We start from the raw sequence: 20964 nt of genomic DNA, 5'->3' as shown, positions 1-20964 counted from the left end.
CTATGGCCTCTGCTCATAAGGATGTGAGCAAACGGTTGAACGTACCGATGCCCATACCCTTGCATTCGGCGCATCCAGCGCCACAGTTACAGGTGTACACTCAACAAACATCGTGTTTGCCAACAACACTGGTTAAGGAGAAGGATTATGAGTCTGCGTCTTGGGGATACCGCACCGGACTTCGAACAGGATTCCAGCGAAGGCACCATCCGCTTCTACGACTGGCTGGGCAGTAGCTGGGGGGTTCTGTTCTCGCACCCGGCCGATTTTACGCCCGTGTGCACCACCGAACTGGGCCTGACTGCCAAACTGAAAGACGAATTCGCCAAGCGGGGTGTAAAGGCCATTGCCTTGAGCGTTGATCCGGTCGACTCCCACAAGGAGTGGATCAAGGATATCAACGAAACCCAGGGCTGCTCTGTCAATTTCCCGATCATTGCGGATCACGACAGCAAGGTTGCCAAGCTGTACGACATGATCCACCCGAATGCCGACAGCACCCTGACCGTGCGTTCGCTGTTTATCATCGACCCGAACAAGAAGGTGCGCCTGATCATTACCTATCCAGCATCCACCGGTCGCAACTTCAACGAAGTGCTCCGGGTGATCGACTCCCTGCAACTGACCGACGAGCACAAGGTGGCAACGCCCGGTAACTGGGAGCGTGGTGGCGATGTAGTAATCGTGCCGTCGCTACAGGATGAGGAAGAAATCAAACAGCGGTTCCCGAAGGGCTACAAAGCAGTGAAATCCTATTTACGGATGACACCCGATCCCAAGTCCAACTGGAGTGGTGACTGATTAAAGCCTTGCAGTAACTTCCGCAGTCACAGAAAAGCCGGGCAGTTCACAGTGCCCGGCTTTTCTGGTTATGGCTAACCGGACCTCAGAATGCCGGAACCACGGCACCTTCATACTTTTCTTTGATAAACTCGCGCACCGCATCGGATTTCAGCGCGTTGGCCAGTTTCTGCATCGCCTCGCTGTCCTTGTTGTCCGGGCGAGCAACCAGAATGTTCACGTAAGGAGATTCTGCACCTTCGATCACCATGGCGTCTTCCGTCGGGTTAAGGCCCGCTTCCAGCGCGTAGTTGGTGTTGATCAGAGCCATGTCGACCTGGTTCAGGATGCGCGGCAATGTGGCTGCTTCGAGTTCACGGAAACGCAGGTTCTTCGGATTATCGGCAATGTCACGAGGTGTCGCAGTAATTTTGCTTTCGTCGTTCAGAGTGATCAGGCCAGCGTTCTGCAGCAGCAACAGGGCACGACCGCCGTTGGTGGGATCGTTCGGAATGGCCACCACGGCGCGGTCTTTCAGCTCGTCCAGGGAGCTGATCTTGCTGGAGTAGGCGCCGAAGGGCTCAACGTGGATACCGGCAACAGTCACCAGGTTGGTGCCACGGCCGTCGTTGAATTCGTCGAGGTATGGCTGATGCTGGAAGAAGTTGGCGTCCATACGCTTCTGGTCAACCTGAATATTCGGCTGCACATAGTCGGTGAAGACTTTCACATCCAGCTCAACACCTTGCTCGGCCAGTGCCGGCTTCACAAACTCCAGCAACTCAGCATGCGGGACCGGAGTCGCGGCTATGGACAGTTTCTCTGCGACAGCAGCAGAGGAGAAAGTTGCTACGGCAGCTATGGCTACCAGAGTTTTCTTGAAGTTCATTAACAAATACTCCTGTTCAAAAAGATTCCGACGTTTACTCCCGAAGCTCGGGGCCGGTGGAGGGTAGAGGCTTCCGAAAACGTGGAGCGCCAAGGATGGCGCGACCGAGCCCTACAGGGACGTATTCACGGGCGTTTTTCGGAAGCCTCTACCCTTCACCGGCCGGCTCCGGATTGCGACTACTTACGACTGAAATAAAGCACCAGACGATCACCAACCATCTGCAGAACTTGTACGAAAATCACCAGCAAGGCGACCGTGATCACCATCACGTCGGTCTGGAACCGCTGGTAACCAAAGCGAATGGCCAGGTCGCCCAGGCCGCCGCCGCCGATCACGCCAGACATAGCTGCGTAAGAGACCAGGGTAATGGCGGTTACGGTAATACCGGCGATGATGCCCGGAAGCGCTTCCGGCAGCAAGGCGCCGAGAATGATCTGGCGCACGTTGGCGCCCATGGCCTGGGTCGCTTCGATGATGCCGCGGTCGACTTCCCGCAGGGAGGTTTCCACCAGACGGGCGAAGAACGGGGCACCGCCAGCCACCAGTGGCGGAATGGCACCGGCCACACCCAATGAGGTACCGATCAGCAGAACGGTGAACGGTATCATCACGATCAGCAGGATGATAAAGGGCACGGAACGCAGTACGTTGACCACGAACGACAACACCGCGTAGGCCACCGGTTGTTCCAGGAGCTGGCGTTTACCGAACAGGAACAACAACACGCCGATGGGCAGGCCGATCAGTACGCTGAACAACAGGGACATGCCCACCATCACCAGAGTGTCCCAGCTGGCCCAGCCGATTTCCAGCCAGTCGACGTTGCCCATGAGGGTTTCCATTAAAGCGTCCATCAGCGCACTACCTCCACGTGAACGTCGGCAGCTTCCAGTGCCTGCATGGCGACGTCAAGATCACCACCTACCAGTGACAGGGTCAGCTGGCCATAGGGGGTGTCTTTGATGTGATCAATCCGGCCGGAGAGGATGCTGAAATCCACCCCGGATTCCCTTGCTACGCTGCCCAGCAGGGGTTTGTAGGTGGATTCGCCCTTGAAGGTCAGGCGCAGGATGCGGCCTTCGGCTTTTTGCAGGTCTTCCTGGAGATCGTTGCGATCAATGTTTTCGCTTTCAAATACGAAATCCCGGGTGGTGGGGTGCCGGGGGTGCAGGAACACGTCACTCACCGGGCCCATTTCCACCACGCGGCCGGCGTCCATCACCGCCACTCGGTCGCACACCCGGCGCACCACGTCCATTTCGTGGGTAATCAAGACAATGGTCAAGCCCAGTTCTTTGTTGATATCGCCCAACAATTTCAGCACCGACTGAGTAGTCTGCGGGTCCAGCGCGCTGGTGGCTTCGTCGCACAGCAGAATGGTGGGGCGGCAGGCCAGGGCTCGGGCAATGCCGACACGTTGTTTCTGGCCACCAGACAACTGCGAGGGGTATTTGTTGGCATGTTCGCTCAGGCTAACCCGTGCCAGCAACTCCTCAACCCGACCGCGGATCTCCGCTTTGGAATAGATCCCGGCCAGCTTCATCGGAAACGCGACGTTGTCGGCCACGGTCTTGGAGGACAGTAAGTTAAAATGCTGGAAGATCATGCCGACTTTACGACGGAAGGCACGAAGCTCAGCTGCGCTGTAGCGGGTGATGTCTTCGTCATCAATGAGGATGCGACCGCCGGTGGCAGGCTCCAGCAAGTTGATCAGACGGACGAGAGTGGATTTGCCCGCCCCCGAGTGGCCGACGATACCGAACACCTCGCCGGTTTCAATGGTCATACTGGTGGGATGCAGCGCGGGGATCGCCCGGCCCGCCACCTGGTAAGACTTCTGTACCTGGTCAAATACAATCACGGTCAATGCCTTGGTCAGTGCCTTGAGAGTGTTTTAAGAGTGCCTGGAGCGCGCAACGTAAAGCCGACCATTATAGCGCACTCGCTGACCAAACCCGAATCACGGTGGTGTGTAGTTGCCCTTACACAAAAAGCTACCTGACACATCGGCCTACCCTCGGCTAAACTGCTATTTGAAAAGAACATTAATAAAGCTCCATCCATCCGAGGCACGCCGTACCTGTGACCACATCGTCCGAGATCACGCCCTCAAGGATGAATTCCACCCAGGCATGGGTTTCCTATCTCAGCAAGGTTGAATTGCCGGTGTTGGCCAACACGCTCCGGCAAATCAATGAACTGACCGACAGCCGTAACAGCACCGTGAACGAGCTGGCCAATGTCATTTTGAACGACGCCCAGCTGACCTCACAGGTGCTTCGGCTGTCCAATACCGTGTTCTACAACCAGACACGAACCCAGGTGAGTACGGTCAGCCGGGCCATCACCCTGATCGGCTTTGATTCCGTCAAATCCATGGCGATTTCATCGCTGATTGTCGACACCCTGCTCAAACGCAACGACCGGCCGCACCTGTTGCGCTGCCTGGCACGGGCCATTCATGCAGCCGTTCAGGCCCGTTGCCTGATGCCCAAACGCACTGAGCATGCGCTCGAAGAAGTGTTTATCGGTGCCTTGCTGATGAACATTGGCGAACTGGCGTTCTGGTCCTGCGAGACCGATCAGGCAACGGAACTGGAAGCGCGCCTGCGACTGGATGAGTCGCCGGTGGACGCCCAGAAGGCGGTATTGCACACCACCTTTACCGAGATCACCCGAGGCCTGGTGGAAGCCTGGTCTCTGGGGCCCTTTATCCGGGAAGTGGTCGCTTCAGGCAAGGCTAACTCCATGGCCAGCAGCCTTGTGCGCAATACGGTCGAAATGGCATCCGTGTCTGAGCACGGCTGGAGCGGACCGGAGATGGACAAGGTGCTGGAGCGGATGTCCCGGGATGTTGGCGAAAGCCCTGCCGCTATCCGCGACCAACTCAAGGTCAACGCTCAGGAAGCCACCAAGGTGGCCGTGTCTCTGGGTATTCCCCAGGTAACAGCACTGCTGCCCGGCAATCAGGACAGCGCATCGGGAAATGGTGCCGAAGCACCGACCATGGACCCGGCCCTTCAGTTGCAGATCCTTCGGGACCTGAGCCAAACATTGGCAGAGAAACCAGACATCAACGAAGTATGCCAGTTGGTGATCGAAGGGATTCACCGGGCTATCGGGATGCAGCGAGTGGTGCTACTGATGAGTGACCGGACAGGCCAGGAGCTGATTCCCCGCAAGGTAGGCGGCCGGGGCACGGAAGAATGGCGGGAACAACTGATTATCCACAAGGATGGCACCGGGCCGCTGGGGGAGCTTTTACCTCACGGCACTTGCGCCATATACAAGCCGGGAAACCACGCCAACGGCGTGCCATTTGATCGTTGGCTAGGTAAGGTGCCCGCCTTGGTCGGATCGCTCACCGCCAAGGGGCGACTGGTGGGCCTGTTCTATGCCGATAACGCTGCGGCGGGTTATGTGCCATCAGAGCAGCAGCTGGCCGCTTTTTCCCACTTTATCCAGAATGCACAACTGTGCCTGACCCTGATCTCCTCTCGCTGAGATCGGGGCAGGCCGTGTTTTCGGATTTCAGTGAAGCGCCCGCATCTGGCGCGGGTAAAGCGCTGCGCTGACTTCCGGCTCTTCCAGTAATTCGGCGAGTTCCCGATCAATGTCGGTTTCTTCGCCTTCATCGGGGAGCGGCTCAAACAGGGTGCTCAGCCAGGCCGCTACAGACGGCGCACTGTCCCGGTCATAATCCGTAGACAGCGCCTTGATACGGCGAAAACCAATGATCCTCTGGTGCTTGGGATCGCGGATTTGCTCAAAGCCCCGCCAATAGATTCTGTCGCGGGTGTGCAACTGCACGAACAAGGTGTCGATGGGGCCGTTGTCGTCATGTTCACTGTCTTCATCTTCAGCTTGAAGTTGAGATTGATCCGTGTCTGTCGGTTTGCGGCGGATAGTGGTCCAGGCCGGGTACAACACTGCCACGGCGTCTGCTTCGACGTGTTCGCGGGCTGCGCGTAAAATCAGACCCCAGCGAGCCTTGTCGGCATCGGTTTCCAGAGAGTTGATGGGCAGGTCGTAGCTCTGTTCACTGGACAGAACTATCGCCATCATCGGGGCGTCCAGTTCCCCCATGGCTTCGGCCTGTGCTACGGATACCAAATCGTCGATTGCCATCGATTGGTTCATAAGATGCTCGCCTCCTCGATGCCATCAGGGTGGTCAGGTAACCTGACCCTGCTTTTACAGCATAGCCTGTTACACCTGCAAAGATAAACGTGGAGTTTGCAGGCACGGATCACAACCCCTGCCGCTAAACCCTGAAAGAACTCAGAAAGCGCCTTCCAGGCGCTCGTAGTTGGCGAACCAGGGGTTGACTTCTTCAAGCTGGGCAGCCAACTGCAACAGGCGGTCTTCGCCGCCATGAGCCGCTCCGAACTGAACACCAACGGGCAGGCCATCCCGGGTCCAGTGCATGGGCACCGACATGGCCGGCGTTCCTGTCAGGTTGGCCAACTGGGTAAACGGTGTGCGGGCCAGACTTTCCAGCGCCATCTGGTCCACCTGACCACTCTTGTGCACCAGCTTGCCGGCCTTCAGGGTCAGCATCAGCCTGGCCGCCAGCTTCAGATGGGCTGGGGTCTCCATTTCACCGATTCTTGCCGGTAACTGCCCCGTTGTCGGGCACAGGTAGAGGTCAAATCGATCGAAGAATGCGCCCAGGGCACGGGCGAAGTCGTTCCATTGCTGGCGACGGCGCACATAGTCCGGCAAGGGCATGCTGCGCCCCAGCATGCCCAGCAACCGGGTTTCCAGCTCGAAATCGTCATCGGTTGCACCGAACTGCTCCCGGGCCATGTCCATCAGGGCAGACACTTCACCGAAATACAGCGCCAGATAACACCGGGCCAGAGCCATGCCATCAAACTCCGGCCGGGCATACTCAACATGATGACCGAGGCGTTCCAACACCCTCGCGGTTTCTTCCACCGCGGCAATACACTCCGGAGCAACCTCGGTGTTGTAGGGAGAAGAGGTGAAAACGCCAATCCTCAGCTTGCCCGGAGACTGCTGCATCAGATCCAGCCAGGACCCCTCCGGCCGGTGAATGCGGAACGGATCGCCACTGGCCGGGCCCGCCAGCACATCCAGCATGGTAGCGCTGTCACGCACGGTGCGGGTAACCACGTGGTCGGTGGAGGCGCCCGTCCAGGCTTCTCCCGCCTGGGGACCTACCGAAATCCTGCCACGGGACGGCTTCAGGCCGAACAATCCGTTGTAAGCTGCCGGGATGCGGATAGAGCCACCGCCATCATTGGCGCCGGCCAGGGGAACAATACCGGCCGCGACCGCTGCACCGGAGCCACCACTGGAGCCGCCCGGGGTCAGACCGGTATTCCAGGGATTCCGGCTGGGGCCCCACAACGCCGATTCGGTCACCGCTTTCAGGCCAAACTCCGGGGTGGCGGTGCGGCCCAGAAAAATCAGACCACCTTCCCGTGCCCGCTGCACGAACTGCGAATCACGAGCCGGTATATTGTTACGCAGGGCACGGCTGCCAAAGGTGCAGGGCTGCCCGGCTTGCTCCTGGGTCAGGTCTTTCAGCAGCATGGGCACGCCAGAGAAGGGCGCATCCGGTGCGGCAACCTGGCTCATAGCCTCGGAAAACTGCGGATGGCAAATAGCATTGAGGATGCTGCTGGTCTGGTTCGCCCGCTCAATGGCTGCGTCAACGACTTCCCGCGAGCTGACATCGCCGCGACGGATCAGATCGGCCAACGCTGTGGCGTCGTATCTCAGGTATTCGGACTGTTTCATCGGCAACCCTGCTTGTTGTTCTCTACCCGTCCCCACTGGACATTTGGGGCATAAACCGGAAACTCTGGAGCTTACGCCAATCCCAAAGTGAGTTCCATGGACCTGACCCTGTTTCCGGAGGCCATTAATCCCACCGTCGCCATCTTCCTTTTGCTGGCGTCAGCATTGACCTCAATGCTGACCGCCGTGCTCGGTGCCGGTGGCGGCGTATTGTTACTGATCCTGATGGCCACCTGGATGCCACCGGTGGCGATTATCCCGGTCCACGGCATGATTCAGCTCGGTTCCAATACCGGTCGGGCTGCGCTGACCAGGCACCACATCGACTGGAAAGTCATTGCCGCGTTCACCCCCGGCGTTATTGCGGGCGCTGCCCTCGGAGCCTGGCTGCTGGTGGATCTGCCCGCCCATCTCTGGCAGTTGTCCATTGCTGTGTTTGTACTTTATCTGTGTTGGGGGCCGAAACTGCCGAAAGCGTCGTTCGGGCCTATCGGTATTTTTGTAGCCTCGGGCGTGACCAGCTTTATCAGCCTGTTCGTGGGCGCCACCGGTCCGCTTGTGGCAGCCTTTATCAAGCAGATTCATCAGGACCGGTTCAAAACCGTGGCCACCTTTGCCGCCGCCATGACCCTGCAGCACGCCCCCAAGGCGGTCGTCTTTGGCGTCGCGGGTTTTGTGTTCTCGGACTGGCTGCTGTTCATTCTGGCGATGATTGCCTGTGGCTTTGCCGGCACCTGGCTTGGCCTTCACGTGCTGAAGTCCATGACGAACCGCTGGTTCAGTCTGGCCTTCAATCTGGTGCTGACACTGTTGGCCTTACGCTTGCTGTGGCAGGCGGCAGGGTCTGCAGGCTGGATCAGCTAGAGCGGACCGTTAAGCTCAATCTTCACGCCTGAACATCGCTGCGGAGCTTCTCCGCCAGAGCTCTCAATAAAGATGCGGCGAATGCTCTGCGATTGAGCAACAGGGTCAAGGCGCTTGGCCTCCCAAGACAACCGTTCCTCCTGTCGGCGTCGCTCGCTATCGTCCCGCAGCACAGATAGAGGGTTGCTTCATGGCCTAAATCATAGCAAACCACACTGGCAGCGTCAGATTCCTGCTTGCAATCTTATTGATAATCGTTATTATTTAGATTAAATACTGATCTTTGGGCAATTTATATGAATTCCGTCAGCGCCTTACCGGCTGCTCTCTCAGAACATGGCCCACTAGCACAGTTGGCAGATATGGGTGGCCCCGTCATGTGGGTGCTGATGGCCATTGCCTTTATCGGGGTGGTGACGTTTCTTTACCTGATCATGCTTGGCGCCCTTTACGCACCCCGACTGACCGGGCCACTTCGGCTGATGATTGACCAATGGCAGCAATCGCCGGCAGCCGTCTGCCCGAGAGATCTGCACCGCAAGGCCGGACGGCTTGGGCGCGGCAACCCGCTCATGCACTTGCTGGTTAACACCATGTTGGCCTGCCAGTCCAATCCCAACACCACCTCCGTTCGTGAAACGGCAGTGCGCGACGCCCAACGATCACTGGAGCCTTTTGAGGCACCTCTGAAAATCATTGAAGTGATTGCCGCCCTGGCCCCGCTGCTGGGCCTGCTTGGCACCGTTATGGGCATGATGGAAGCGTTCAGTACCATGGCTGCCACAGAGGGCCGGGCCAACGCCAGTCAGCTCAGTGGTGGTATTTACGAGGCACTGTCCACAACCGCCGCCGGGCTTATTGTCGCCATTCCGTTTGCAGCACTGGCCGCCTGGATTGAGTTCCGCCTGCGCAGGATTCATCAAACCATCAACAGCACCCTGGTCAGCGTGTTCAATGTCATCCCTGTTGGCGAGCCCGTCGTTGCCCCCGAGGCCATCGAGCCGCAGCACAAGGCTCCCGCTCCGGTCGCCGATGATTACGGTGTTAGCGACAACCCGCGTTTTGCCCATGCAACTGGTTGAACCCAGGCCCAGCCGCCCCATTCCGATACGGATTACACCACTGATTGACGTGGTGTTTATCCTGCTGGTGTTTTTCATGCTGACCACACGATTGTTGCCGGTGGATTACCTGGAGCTTGGCAACGACACTCAAGACCGCAGCAGCGTCACCGGTGATCCTTTACCCGAACTTCAGGTCAGCGCGAACGGCCTGATCAACTGGCAGGATACCCGCTATTCATTAAGCGATTTGCTGCCCGCCCTGAGTGCTGCCGGCATCAGAGAAGCCAATCTGGCAACGACCCCCGACAGCACGCTGGCAGATTTCGCCCGCACCCTGAGCGCACTGGATAACGCCGGTGTCACTGCTCACTGGAAACGCAGCGCAACACCTGACTCATGACGCAACTTGTGCCACCACCGTCCACCTCCGGCAAGGGGCTGCTGGCGCGTGTTGAAGACGCGCTTCTGCCCCTGATCAACCTGGTCTTTCTGTTGCTGATGTTTTTTATTGTGGCTGGGCAGCTGACCAACGAGCCGTTGCCGGAACTGCCCGGAGCGACCGCGCGGCAGCAAGCGCGATCACCAGACGCCGACTTGATGGTGCCGGCTGACGGCCAATGGCTGGTAGATGGCCAGGCTCTTACCGGCGGGTCGCTGCTGGAGGCACTGCCGGTGCCCGATGACAACCAGCCACTGAAAATTGCCGCCGACCAGTCGCTCACCATGACCGACCTGGAGACCCTGTTACAGCTGCTGGAACAGGGCGGCTACGCTCAGGTGCTGCTGCTGACGGAGCCGGGGGCATGAGCCAGGTAAGCAAGCGAGCCAAGCTGTTGTTCATGACCATCGCGATCAGCACCACAGCCATCACCCTGGTTCTGGCCGCGCCAGACAAACCAATGGAACTGGCAACGCTTGGCGACCAGGCGGTCAACTCCGCACCGGCGATCAAGATCAACCTGGCCGGACGCAAAGCTCCGGAGCCGGACGTGTCACCAGAACCAGAACCAGAGCCGATCCATGAACCAAAGCCGGAGCCAGAACCAGAATCGGTGCCAGAACCAGAACCGGTGCCAACCCCTGTTGAGCAGCCGAAGCAACCCGTTGCTGAAGCAGCCGACGCTAACATCAGCGAACCAACCGGTGAGGAAACCGACGCCCAGGAAAGCCAGAGTACCGTACCACTGCAAACGGCGGGGGAATCCTCTGATGTCGACAGCTACCTTAGCAAGCTCAGCCGCCACCTGGCCCGCTTCTATTCGTACCCTCGTCGGGCTCGACAGCTTGGCCAGGAAGGCACACCCGTTGTCGTGTTCGAATTTGCCCGTGACGGCTCACTGATCAGCCACACACTGCGGGATAGCTCCGGACATCAACTGCTTGATGATGCGGCCCTGCAAATGCTCGCTCAGGCCGCACCGCTGCCCGAAGTGCCCGATAACATGCGCGGCCAGAACTTCACCTATGCCCTGCCGGTACGTTTCAGCCTGCGCTGATTCCGCACCATCGCGGCGCGAACCGCACTGAGCCGGTGCAACCCATCAACCCCTCGCCACCAAATCAAGCCTTTAAAGAAAATATTACTGACTGATTAGAAAGCGTTTTCTGACAATTTCTCCAGACTGGCACGATGCCTGCTGACACTGACTCAGCAGATTGTACTTTCTGCCCACACACAAAATTTGTTTCAGACGACGGCGTCTGCTCACACCTGCCAATGAATGGCGGCCTGTGAGCGACGCCGTTTTTTTTCGCCTGTTGAAAAGGCAGCCAGAAAAAGCCCAGGGGATACCACTATGTCTTACATCATGCCTTCGGAGTTCGTCACCAAAATGGTGGACGCCGGTGAATCGAAAATCTACATGGCCACCCGCGATGTGCTGATCCGGGCCTTCATGGCCGGTGCCATTCTGTCGTTGGCAGCAGTGTTTGCGATTACAGTCGCGGTGCAAACCGGCAGCCCGCTGGTCGGGGCCATGCTATTCCCTGTTGGTTTTTGCATGCTGTATCTGATGGGCTTTGATTTGCTCACCGGCGTTTTCATGCTGACCCCACTGGCGCTGCTTGATAAACGCCCGGGGGTGGATACCCAGGGTATTCTGCGTAACTGGGGCTGGGTGTTTCTTGGTAATTTCGCCGGCGCCCTGACTGTCGCTCTGATCATGGCCTTTGTGTTCACCTACGGCTTCAATATTGAACCGGGTGCGGTGGGTGACCGGATTGCCGACATCGGCAAAGAGCGCACTCTGGGCTATGCCGAGCATGGCGCGGCCGGATGGTTCACGATCTTTCTGCGGGGCGTGCTGTGCAACTGGATGGTGTCTATGGGCGTGGTTGGTGCCATGATTTCCACCACCGTTCCCGGCAAGGTACTGGCCATGTGGATGCCGATCATGCTGTTTTTCTATATGGGCTTCGAGCATTCCATCGTCAACATGTTCCTGTTCCCGTTTGCCCTGCTGATGGGTGGCGAATTCGGAATTCTGGATTACTTTGTCTGGAACGAAATCCCGACGGTACTGGGTAATCTGGTTGGTGGCCTGTCGTTTACCGGCCTGACCCTTTACGCCACTCATGTGCGCACCGCACCCAAGCGCACCCTGGCAACCGCCTACCAGGAAGGTTAACGGCCCAAATCAACGGATCGATTGCTGTACGCATAAAGCCCGGTGGCCGCATCCACCGGGCTTTATGCGATTATTCGAGGCACACCAACCATGACCACCCAACTCACCGTGACAACCGGACAGTATTCAAACAAGGGTCGCAAGCCGGTCAACCAGGATTTCCATGGCCTGTTGATTCCAGACAATCACCAGCTGCACTCCAAAGGCATTGCGGTAGCCATTGCCGACGGTATCAGCTCCAGCAATGTCAGCCAGATTGCCAGTGAATCGGCGGTAGCGGGATTTCTGAGTGATTACTATTCGACCCCGGACAGCTGGTCGGTCAAACAATCCGCCCAGCGAGTGTTGAGAGCCAGCAACGCCTGGCTGCACGCCCAAACGCGCCAGAGTCGGTACCGATACGACCAGGACCGGGGCTATGTTTGCACGCTCAGCGTACTGGTACTGAAATCCGCCACCGCCCACCTCTTCCACGTGGGCGATGCTCGCATCTACCGGGTGCAGGGCCATTCACTGGAACAACTGACCACCGATCACCGGGTGTGGCTCTCTCAGAATGAAAGCTGTCTGAACCGGGCCATGGGACTAAGCCAGCAAGTCGACATTGATCACCTGACCGTTCCCGTCTGGCCCGGTGATATTTTTGTACTGGCAACGGACGGCCTGTATGAGTACCTGCCCACAAAAGAGATCGCCAGAGCCATCCGGGAAGCCGGTGACGATCTGGACTCGGCCGCCCGGCAGCTGGTGGCCACAGCGCTGGCCAACGGTAGTGATGACAATCTGACCCTGCAGATTGTCCGGGTTAAATCGGTTGCTGCAAGCAGGAGTAACGAAGAGGTCGCCCAGCAGGCACAGCAACTGCCCTTTGCCCCGGAACTGGCATCGGGGGAGGTACTGGATGGCTATCGAATCATCCGGTCCATTCATGCCAGCAGTCGCAGCCATGTCTACCTCGCGGCAGACGAGCTCAGCGGTCAACAGGTTGCCCTGAAGGTACCCGGCGTGGAAATGCAGCAGGACCCCGGAGCACTCTCACTCTTTGCCACCGAGCAGTGGGTTGCCCAACGAATCAACAGCCCCCACGTGGTCCAGGCCTTTGCGCCCGAACGCCAACACAGTTGTCTGTACCTGGTGACCGAATACGTGCAGGGAACCAGCCTGCGACAGTGGTTAGTGGACAACCCGAGGCCGGTTCTGGAGACCGTGCGGCAACTGATCGAGCAGATTGCCCGGGGGCTGCGAGCCTTTCACCGGCTGGAAATGGTGCACCAGGATCTGAAGCCCGAGAACATCCTGATCAATACCGAGGGCACCGTGGTGTTGATCGACTTTGGCGCTACCCGGATTGCCGGCCTGCAAGAATTGAATGATCATCAAGAACCACACTGGCCCCGGGGCGCCGCCCTGTACAGTGCCCCCGAGAGCTTTCTGGGTGAGCCCACAGGCTGGCAGGCGGATCAGTTTTCTCTTGCCGTGATTGCCTACCAGATGCTGACGGGACAGTTGCCCTACGGCACCCGCATACCCGGCATCCGCAATCGAAAACAGCTACATGGGCTCAGCTACCACCCGGCCCGACTGCACCGGGACAACCTGCCGGAATGGATAGACCAGGCGCTGGCACGGGCGCTGCAGCCGGAAGCCCACAAACGCTACCCGGCACTGTCCGAGTTTCTGTTTGATTTGCGCCAGCCCAACCCGCAATGGCAAAAACAGCACAGGCCGCCGCTGATCGAGCGCCATCCGGTGGGGTTCTGGCAGGGACTGTCGGCACTCTTGCTGCTGGCCCTGATGCTGTCTTTCGCTCACCGGCCCTGACCGGGCAATTAATTGCCCGGTCAGCAAAAGCTCGCCCGATCGTTAAGCAAGGGTTTGCTTACCCGGCCCTACGGAATACACAGAAAACCATCATCCCATTGTTTTTAATAGTTTTTTAAGGATTGGCACGCACCTTGATAAAGAGTTACCCGTCCAGGGAACACCCCGGGGACGAACATTCACTCACACGTCATGGAGCAGACTATGCCAACTCCTTGTTATATCAGCATTGAAGGTAAAACTCAGGGCAACATCACCGCCGGCGCATTCACTTCCGATTCCGTAGGCAACATCTACGTTGAAGGTCATGAAGATGAAGTGCTGGTTCAGGAATTCAGCCACGTTGTCACCGTTCCGACTGATCCCCAGTCTGGTCAGCCTTCCGGTCAGCGCGTGCACAAGCCGTTCAAGTTCACCTCAGCCCTGAACAAAGCCACTCCGCTGATGTACAACGCCCTGGCTTCCGGCGAAATGCTGCCGAAGGTAGAGCTCAAATGGTACCGCACTTCCGTTGAAGGCAAGCAGGAGCACTTCTTCTCAACCATCCTGGAAGATGCCACCATCATCGACATCAACTGCAACATGCCCCACTGCCAGGACGCAGCCAGCGCTGACTTCACTCAGCTGGTGACCGTTTCCCTGTCTTACCGCAAGGTAACCTGGGAGCATGCCGTTGCCGGTACTTCCGGTGCAGACGACTGGCGCACTCCAATCGAGGCCTGATTTTTTCAGGCTCGATCACTCAAAACGGCTGGCCTTCGGGCCGGCCGTTTTTGTTTTTAGCGGCAGAGTATCGGAGAATGCGGTTTGTTCCTTCACTTCTTCATGGACTAAACCGGATCGATGACTCCTGTGACGCCCCCACACTCTGAGCACACACCCAGAATAGGCACCCTCATGTGTCAGGCCACTCGCGACATCCTCTGGGAACAGGCCAAAAACTGGATTCGAGAACAGAACCAGTGTGCAGGATTGGTGCTGCGCGTAGGTTCCGGTCAGGCCACCTATCACCGTTATGATCCGACGCGTAAACAGCATCTGATTAACTACGGGGCCAGGATGATTGCCGCCAAGCATCAGCCGGAAACCGCCCAGGGCTGGTTATCGACGAGGGAAATCCGGAGTCGGGGCTATTTTGGAGGAGAGGTGAGTGTATTGAACCTGCTGGCCCACACCTGCTGCCATGAGTTTGCCCATTTGCTGCAGCATAGCGCCGGGCAACGGCATTACGGTTCTGTGCACAACAGGCATTTCTACGAAGCACTGGATGAACTGCATACCAGCGGAGCGGCCCATGCTACCCGGCAGCATCTGAGCGAGCAGGCTGCGGTGGCCGGCATCGAACTCCCGGGCTCCGCCTTTGAGCTGCCAAACCCGGTGCAGGCCCGGCAGCAGTGGCAGGTTGGCGATGCCGTGCGTTTCGGTGACGGACGCAGCAAGAAAAAAGGTGAAGTCATCCGGGTAAATCGCAAAACCTGCACCGTTCTGGTCAACCACCAATCCCGTCTGTTGCGCTATCGCGTGCCTCTGCAGCTATTAAGCCCCGCGACTTAATGGCCAATCACTGCTGACATGGACATCAACGCCCGGGCCATTTCTGGCAAGCGCTTACCCTGATCCATCGCCAGTTTCCTCAGTAACCGGTGGGCTTCGTCGTTGCTGATGTTGCGGTGCTCCATCAGCATCAACACGGCTTTTTCCTGGGTACGGCGGTCTTCCAGCGCATCCTTTGCGCTCTGCAGCTCTTCGGACATTTGGCGTAGTCGGCGGGTTTGCTCCTGAACCAGGTCGAAAATGGATCGACCCGCCTGTTGCCCAACGCCATCGCCGGCCAAGGCACCCACCGCGCGCGCGTCCACGCCATTATCGCAGACCACCAACAACGGAGTTGCCGGGGCACTCCGTTGTTCCAGAGAGACCAGCAGGCTTTCCTGGTGGGCCAGGGATTGGCGGGCTTCGGTGTAGCGTTCCACACAGCGATGGTGGAATGCGTTTTCGATGGCATCTTCAATTCTTTTGAGATCATCCATACGCTCAGTCATCAGGTTGAACCATTGGTCGGCCAACCCCTCATCCAGCGATTTGTAGCGCCCGACGGACATCGCCTTCTGCCGCATGCGTTCAATGTCCAGCTCCCGTGGGTGGGCGCAAAGAGTTCGCCAGAGCCCTAGACTTTCTTCGTGAGCGAAGTTTACAAACACCTCAAAACACCGCTCCTGCGCCTCAACAAGGTGCATTATGCGCCGTGACAGTGCGTTATCGAACTGGCCACTGGAGAACCCGGCCGAGCCTGCGGCCCGCTCCTGGCCACAATACTCCTTGCCATTCATTACATGCACCATAGCCACCAGCAAGCCCGCGATAGAGGGTTCAGCGACGGTTTCGGCGGCCTCGAATACCACCGTAATCAACTGGTGGATGGTGTCGCAAAACCAGTCGGTGGCCTCTTTCACGTTGGCAGACCGGTCAGCTACCCGGCGCCGCAGGCCTGGCAGCTGATCCAGACAATGCAGGGCACTGGCAATGTGCCCAAGCAACGAACTGCTGACCGGGTGGTCAGTCAGGTCATGCTGGATGTCCGCCAGCGCCTGCCGAAAAGTAGAAGCCAGTTGATCGTTCTGTTTCAGTACCAGGGCCCGCTCTCCGGCGAAACGCTGACACCCGGAACCCAGAAACAGGTTGGTGGCACCCCGCTCCCGCTGCAGTCCGTGTACCAGATTACCTACGCTCTGAACCAGCCGGCCCATCTGCAGAAAATATTCCAGATTACGGATCTCGCACTGCCGGGAGGCGATCAAGAAATCTGCGGCAGTCGCTGTCGCGGTGACGAGGGGATGGTGTTGGGTCTTCATGGTGCGGCTCCTTGTGTCAGCACACAGCGTGTTCCGTTCTAACCGATATACAGCAATTAGCAGGCCAGAACCAAAAGCCTCAACATCGTGCATTTCGCCCCATCCCGGGGCATCTTTCTCACCTGTTACCGGGTCGACCAAACCACAAAAATCACTAACTTATTGAATATTATATATTTAAAAAGTTGGCACGGAGATCGCTAAGCTTTCATCAAGGACGACTGTCCCGGCCATGGAATCAGGCCGGACCATCAGATCATTGTTGTTGGCATTGGCGCCGGACCATCTGTTCTCCACGGGGAGCATGATGCTCCGGCTTTTTTTGTTGGAGAGAGGCAGCACCCATGAGTAAACAAACCCTGATCGTGATCGGCAACGGCATGGTAGGCCATCACTTCCTGGAGCAGTTCACCCAGACCGCAGCTGCCGAGACCTTCCGGATTATTGTCTTCGGTGAAGAAAAGCAGTTGGCCTACGACCGGGTGCATCTGTCCGAGTATTTCAGCGGCTCCAGTCACGCAGATCTCGCCATGGGCACCGCGAACTGGTACGCCGAACAAGGCATAGAGCTGCGCCTGAACGAGCCAGTCAAAGCCATCGATCGCGACACCCGCGTGGTGACAACGCCAAAAGGCGAGTACGCCTACGATCAACTGGTGCTGGCCACTGGCTCCTACCCGTTTGTGCCGCCGATAGAAGGCAACGATCAGGACGACTGCTTTGTCTACCGCACTCTCGAGGACCTGGACGCCATTCAGGCCAGCGCCCAGACGGCGAAAACCGGCGTGGTAGTTGGCGGCGGCCTGCTGGGCCTGGAAGCGGCGAATGCCCTGAAAAGTCTGGGTTTACAGGCCCACGTGGTGGAGTTTGCTCCGCGCCTGATGCCGGTTCAGCTGGACGATCAGGGCGGCGCCCTGTTACGCGAGAAAATTGAAGACCTGGGCGTACAGGTGCTCACCGAGAAAGCCACCACCGCCATCGTGCCGGGCAGCGGTGCCCGGCTGCGAATGAACTTCGCGGATGAGAGTCATCTGGAAACCGACCTGATTGTATTCTCCGCCGGCATCCGCCCCCAGGATGCCCTGGCTCGGGCCTGCGGACTTGAAGTGGGCGAACGCGGCGGGATTGTAATCAACAACCAGTGCACCACATCCGATCCGCACATCCACGCCATTGGCGAGTGTGCGCTCTGGAGCAACTTTGTGTTCGGCCTGGTGGCGCCCGGTTACACCATGGCCCGCACGCTGTCGGCGGCGCTGAACAACGTCGCCGGTGCAGCGTTCACTGGGGCCGACATGAGCACCAAACTGAAATTGCTGGGGGTGGATGTGGGCTCCATTGGCGATGCCCACGCCCAGACTCCGGGCGCCCGCAACATCCGATTCCACGATGAGCAGGCCGGCCATTACCGGCGCATGGTGGTGAGCCAGGACGGCAAAACCCTGCTGGGGGCCATTCTGGTCGGCGACAACAGCCACTACGACACCCTGCTGCAATACGCCCTGAATGGCATTGAGTTGCCGAAGAACCCGGAGACGCTGATTCTGCCGGAGAGTGAAGGCGGCGCCCCGGCCCTGGGCGCCGATGCCCTGCCAGATACTGCGTCTATTTGTTCCTGCCACAACGTCACCAAGGGCGATATCTGCTGCGCGATTGATGCCGGCTGTTCCGATCTCGGTGGCGTAAAAGCCGAAACCAAAGCCAGCACTGGCTGCGGCGGCTGTACCGCACTGCTCAAAAAAGTGGTGGACAGTGAGCTGGAAAAGCGTGGCGTGGAGGTGTGCACCGATCTTTGTGAACACTTCCCTTACACCCGCCAGGAGCTTTTCCACCTGGTGAAAGTGAACGGTATTCGCACCTTCCGGAGCCTGCTCGAACAACATGGCCAGGGCGACGGCTGCGACATCTGTAAGCCCACCGTCGGCTCGATCTTGGCCACCTGCTGGAACGAGCACATCCTGGCCACGGATCATGTGCCCCTGCAAGACACCAACGACACCTTCATGGCCAACATGCAGAAGAACGGCACTTACTCGATTGTGCCGCGAATTCCCGGCGGCGAGATCACGCCGGACAAGCTGATCGTGCTGGGCGAAGTGGCCAAGAAATATGACCTGTACACCAAGATCACCGGTGGCCAACGGGTCGATCTGTTTGGCGCCACTCTAAGCCAGCTTCCCGAAATCTGGGAAAAACTCATCGCCGCCGGGTTTGAGACCGGTCACGCCTACGGCAAGTCCCTGCGCACGGTGAAATCCTGCGTGGGCAGCACCTGGTGTCGCTACGGCGTGCAGGACAGCGTGGGCATGGCGATCACCCTTGAGGATCGCTACAAGGGCCTGCGGGCACCTCACAAGGTGAAGATGGCGGTCTCTGGCTGTACCCGTGAGTGTGCGGAGGCCCAGAGCAAGGACTTCGGGGTGATTGCCACCGAGAAGGGCTGGAACCTGTATGTCTGTGGTAACGGTGGAATGCGGCCCCGGCATGCGGATCTGTTCGCCACCGATCTGTCGGATGAGGAGCTGATACGAACCATCGACCGGGTGGTGATGTTCTATGTGCGCACGGCGGACCGGCTGCAGCGGACCAGTGTCTGGATGGAGAATCTGGAGGGCGGTCTGGAGTATCTGAAGCAAGTGGTGCTGGAGGACAGCCTCGGCATTGGCGAGGAGCTGGAGCAGCACATGGCGGATCTGGTTGGCACCTATCAGTGTGAGTGGAAGACGGCTGTTGAGGATCCTGAGAAGCGCAAGCGGTTCCGGGAGTTTGTGAATGCGCCGTTGCAGTCCGACCCGGTGCAGCAGTGGACTTCGGAGCGAGGGCAGCGTCGGCCTGTTTTGGAGTCTGCGTAACCTTATGGTTCTGGGGGCGGAGCGCGGGGGCCGGATTCATTTTCTTCTGGAAAAAACAACTCGCTTCGCTCAGACATCTTTTTTCCTGCCAGAAAATGAATCCAACCCCCACGCTCACAAACATGAGTGGGATAGGCAACTGACTTAGATTGAGACTTGGGAGACTGTTTATGAAAGCTCGGACTTGTTGGGAAGCGGTTTGTACGGTGGACGATCTGGTGGCTGACTCCGGCATTGCGGTTTGGACGGAGGACGGGCCGGTGGCGGTGTTTTATCTGCCACACCGGCTGCCGGCGTTGTTTGCCATCAGCCATACCGATCCATTTACCGGCACCAACGTGCTGGCCCGCGGCATTACCGGCGATATCAACGGGGAGCCGGTGCTGGCGTCGCCGTTGTATAAGCAGCATTTTAGTCTTCGCACCGGTGTCTGCCTGGAGGATGACAGTGCCCGTGTGAAGGCATACCCGGTGTTGCTGGACGGGGATCAGATCCGTCTGGAGGTGCCGGTGGCTCAGGCGGCGTCGGTGGCCGCCTGAGATCTGAGAGACGCTTACGTCAGCTGATGAATTCGACGTTTTCTTCCAGCGGTGCCCTTGGGCTGGTGATCTGGTTCACCGGGCTGTCGGGGCTGGCGTAGCCGATGGCCATGCCGGTGAAGACTTTGCGGTGTTCGGGGAGGCCCAGGAATTCGCTGATGGTGTTCGGGTACACCGACCAGGATTCCTGGGCGCAGCTGTCGAGGCCTTCGGCGCGCAGCAATAGCATGATGGTTTGCAGGATCATGCCCAGGTCGGACCACTGGGGCGGGCCCATGTTGTCGTCGACCGTGCAGAACAGGCCCACGGGGGCGCCGAAGAATTCGAAGTTGCGTTTGAACCACGCGAAGCGGGCGACTTTGTCTTCCCGGGGGATGTTGAGCTGGCGGTACATGAGTTCGCCAATCTCGAAGCGGCGGTCGCGGTAGGGTGACTGCAGTTTGGGTGGGTAGATTTCGTATTCCGGCACTTCGTTGAAGCCCTTGCTGACCTTCTCCCGCATCAGAGTTTTTAGACGGGCCAGGGCATCGCCGGTAACCACGTGCAGGTGCCAGGGTTGCAGGTTGCCGCCGGAGGGGGCGCGGGTGGCGGTTTCGAGCACCCTCCTGAGAATGTTTTCCTGCACCGGGGTCTCAAGGAAGTCCCGCACGGAACGACGGGAGGTTACGGCTTGCTGGATATCCATCGGTTTACTCCGTCCAATCGCCCGGTCAGAAGCAGGCTGAACTGTTGGGGCGACAATGCCCTGTTCATCGGGTTGTTGGGGCAACACTAACTCACTTTGATAGTGTTGAAAACAAAGCATGTGCACAACTATTACACGCTCTATACTGGAGTTATCAGCCCAACCCAGTATGTGCAGGAGCGTCTGTTGTCTGCTTTGTTCCGGTTTTGGATTACCCTT

The 20964-nt window shown here is 58.4% G+C and carries 20 protein-coding genes; 13 read left to right on the top strand and 7 right to left on the bottom strand.

Features of this window, described 5'->3' with window-relative positions; translation table 11 throughout:
- The first annotated feature begins 147 nt into the window (after positions 1-147).
- The gene (locus IBX51_RS09440) at positions 148-801 is read left to right on the top strand and encodes a peroxiredoxin (protein ID WP_291830935.1); all 654 of its coding nucleotides are present in this window, start codon (positions 148-150) and stop codon (positions 799-801) included.
- 85 nt (positions 802-886) lie between these two features.
- Here the strand turns inward: IBX51_RS09440 and IBX51_RS09435 are convergent, their stop codons facing one another.
- The 3 genes from IBX51_RS09435 to IBX51_RS09425 form a co-directional block, all read right to left on the bottom strand.
- The gene (locus IBX51_RS09435) at positions 887-1669 is read right to left on the bottom strand and encodes a MetQ/NlpA family ABC transporter substrate-binding protein (protein WP_291830933.1); all 783 of its coding nucleotides are present in this window, start codon (positions 1667-1669) and stop codon (positions 887-889) included.
- A 179-nt stretch (positions 1670-1848) separates the two neighbouring features.
- Positions 1849-2526: a methionine ABC transporter permease gene (locus IBX51_RS09430; protein WP_291830932.1), complete on the bottom strand. Its 678-nt coding sequence runs from the start codon at positions 2524-2526 to the stop codon at positions 1849-1851.
- Complete coding sequence (locus IBX51_RS09425) at positions 2526-3533, bottom strand: methionine ABC transporter ATP-binding protein (protein ID WP_291830930.1); 1008 nt, start codon at positions 3531-3533, stop codon at positions 2526-2528. Before IBX51_RS09425 ends, IBX51_RS09430 begins: the two co-directional genes overlap by 1 nt.
- 221 nt (positions 3534-3754) lie before the next feature.
- Here IBX51_RS09425 and IBX51_RS09420 point away from each other — a divergent pair, with 221 nt between their 5' ends.
- Positions 3755-5176 carry an HDOD domain-containing protein gene (locus IBX51_RS09420; RefSeq protein WP_291830928.1) on the top strand — a complete coding sequence of 474 codons (1422 nt, stop codon included), beginning with the start codon at positions 3755-3757 and terminating at the stop codon, positions 5174-5176.
- A gap of 27 nt (positions 5177-5203) precedes the next feature.
- On the opposite strand, the gene IBX51_RS09415 is transcribed toward IBX51_RS09420, so the two are convergent.
- Positions 5204-5812: a hypothetical protein gene (locus tag IBX51_RS09415; protein ID WP_291830927.1), complete on the bottom strand. Its 609-nt coding sequence runs from the start codon at positions 5810-5812 to the stop codon at positions 5204-5206.
- 141 nt (positions 5813-5953) lie between these two features.
- The gene (locus IBX51_RS09410) at positions 5954-7441 is read right to left on the bottom strand and encodes an amidase (protein WP_291830926.1); all 1488 of its coding nucleotides are present in this window, start codon (positions 7439-7441) and stop codon (positions 5954-5956) included.
- A 96-nt stretch (positions 7442-7537) separates the two neighbouring features.
- Between IBX51_RS09410 and IBX51_RS09405 the strand changes: the two genes are divergently transcribed.
- The 9 genes from IBX51_RS09405 to IBX51_RS09365 all read left to right on the top strand — a co-directional run bounded on the left by IBX51_RS09405 (position 7538) and on the right by IBX51_RS09365 (position 15371).
- Positions 7538-8305: a sulfite exporter TauE/SafE family protein gene (locus IBX51_RS09405; protein ID WP_291830924.1), complete on the top strand. Its 768-nt coding sequence runs from the start codon at positions 7538-7540 to the stop codon at positions 8303-8305.
- Positions 8306-8667: 362 nt separating this feature from the next.
- Entirely contained in the window at positions 8668-9387 is a 720-nt protein-coding gene (locus tag IBX51_RS09400) for a MotA/TolQ/ExbB proton channel family protein (RefSeq protein WP_291830923.1), read from the top strand.
- Complete coding sequence (locus IBX51_RS09395) at positions 9374-9769, top strand: biopolymer transporter ExbD (protein WP_291830922.1); 396 nt, start codon at positions 9374-9376, stop codon at positions 9767-9769. Before IBX51_RS09400 ends, IBX51_RS09395 begins: the two co-directional genes overlap by 14 nt.
- On the top strand, positions 9766-10176 hold the full coding sequence (locus tag IBX51_RS09390; protein WP_291830921.1) for a biopolymer transporter ExbD: 411 nt from the start codon (positions 9766-9768) through the stop codon (positions 10174-10176). Before IBX51_RS09395 ends, IBX51_RS09390 begins: the two co-directional genes overlap by 4 nt.
- On the top strand, positions 10173-10865 hold the full coding sequence (locus IBX51_RS09385) for a TonB family protein (RefSeq protein ID WP_291830919.1): 693 nt from the start codon (positions 10173-10175) through the stop codon (positions 10863-10865). Before IBX51_RS09390 ends, IBX51_RS09385 begins: the two co-directional genes overlap by 4 nt.
- A gap of 300 nt (positions 10866-11165) precedes the next feature.
- Positions 11166-11996: a formate/nitrite transporter family protein gene (locus tag IBX51_RS09380; RefSeq protein WP_291830918.1), complete on the top strand. Its 831-nt coding sequence runs from the start codon at positions 11166-11168 to the stop codon at positions 11994-11996.
- 90 nt (positions 11997-12086) lie between these two features.
- Entirely contained in the window at positions 12087-13817 is a 1731-nt protein-coding gene (locus IBX51_RS09375) for a bifunctional protein-serine/threonine kinase/phosphatase (protein WP_291830917.1), read from the top strand.
- Positions 13818-14021: 204 nt separating this feature from the next.
- The gene (locus IBX51_RS09370) at positions 14022-14540 is read left to right on the top strand and encodes an Hcp family type VI secretion system effector (protein WP_106669910.1); all 519 of its coding nucleotides are present in this window, start codon (positions 14022-14024) and stop codon (positions 14538-14540) included.
- A 174-nt stretch (positions 14541-14714) separates the two neighbouring features.
- A complete protein-coding gene (locus tag IBX51_RS09365; RefSeq protein ID WP_291830915.1) occupies positions 14715-15371 on the top strand; it encodes a hypothetical protein in 657 nt (218 codons plus the stop codon).
- Here the strand turns inward: IBX51_RS09365 and IBX51_RS09360 are convergent.
- The gene (locus IBX51_RS09360) at positions 15368-16669 is read right to left on the bottom strand and encodes a nitrate regulatory protein (protein WP_291830914.1); all 1302 of its coding nucleotides are present in this window, start codon (positions 16667-16669) and stop codon (positions 15368-15370) included. The two genes, IBX51_RS09365 and IBX51_RS09360, sit on opposite strands and share 4 nt — an antisense overlap.
- A 344-nt stretch (positions 16670-17013) precedes the next feature.
- Here IBX51_RS09360 and nirB point away from each other — a divergent pair, with 344 nt between their 5' ends.
- Positions 17014-19521, top strand: a complete 2508-nt coding sequence (gene nirB, locus IBX51_RS09355) for a nitrite reductase large subunit NirB (protein WP_291830913.1) — start codon at positions 17014-17016, stop codon at positions 19519-19521.
- A gap of 170 nt (positions 19522-19691) precedes the next feature.
- Positions 19692-20060, top strand: coding sequence for a nitrite reductase small subunit NirD (nirD, locus tag IBX51_RS09350; RefSeq protein WP_291830912.1), 369 nt, complete (start codon positions 19692-19694; stop codon positions 20058-20060).
- Between the two features lie 19 nt (positions 20061-20079).
- Here nirD and IBX51_RS09345 read toward each other — a convergent pair whose 3' ends face one another.
- On the bottom strand, positions 20080-20745 hold the full coding sequence (locus IBX51_RS09345) for a nitroreductase (protein ID WP_291830910.1): 666 nt from the start codon (positions 20743-20745) through the stop codon (positions 20080-20082).
- Positions 20746-20964 lie beyond the last annotated feature (219 nt).

Origin of the sequence: Marinobacter sp. (assembly GCF_014859525.1) — a bacterium.
Taxonomy (GTDB): domain Bacteria; phylum Pseudomonadota; class Gammaproteobacteria; order Pseudomonadales; family Oleiphilaceae; genus Marinobacter.
The sequence above is the reverse complement of the archived record's forward strand: the minus strand, read 5'-3'. Positions and strand labels throughout refer to the sequence as shown.